Source organism: Amycolatopsis vastitatis (assembly GCF_002234595.1).
GTDB lineage: Bacteria > Actinomycetota > Actinomycetes > Mycobacteriales > Pseudonocardiaceae > Amycolatopsis > Amycolatopsis vastitatis.
Window position 1 is genome coordinate 1 of record NZ_NMUL01000138.1, and the last position, 425, is coordinate 425.

1 protein-coding gene is annotated in these 425 nt (G+C 67.8%); it reads left to right on the forward strand.

Translation table 11 applies throughout. The features are described from left to right. Nucleotides 1-425, forward strand: a 425-nt coding sequence (locus CF165_RS49785; RefSeq protein WP_205661264.1) for a manganese catalase family protein, incomplete at both ends; no start/stop codon positions are given.

Here is a 425-nt window from a genome sequence, read left to right on the forward strand (position 1 = left end):
GGCTGGAACTGCCGCATCGAAGGCAAGTACAAGGACCTCATTATGGACACCGCGACCGAGGAGATCGGTCACGTCGAAATGCTCGCCACCATGGTCGCCCGCCTCCTGGAAGGCGCTCCCTCGACCGTCACCGCCGAAGCCGTCAAGGACCCGGTGATGGCCGCGATGATCGGCGGCATGGACGTCCAGCAGGCCATCGTCGGCGGCGGCGGCGCCCTGCCCGCCGACAGCAACGGCTACCCCTGGAACGGCCGGTACATCGTCGCCTCCGGCAACCTCCTGGCCGACTTCCGCGCCAACGTCGCCGCCGAAGCCCAGGGCAGGCTGCAGACCGCTCGGCTCTACAACATGACCGACGACCCCGGCGTCAAGGCGATGCTGCAGTTCAACCTCGCCCGCGACACCGTCCACCAGAAGCAGTGGCT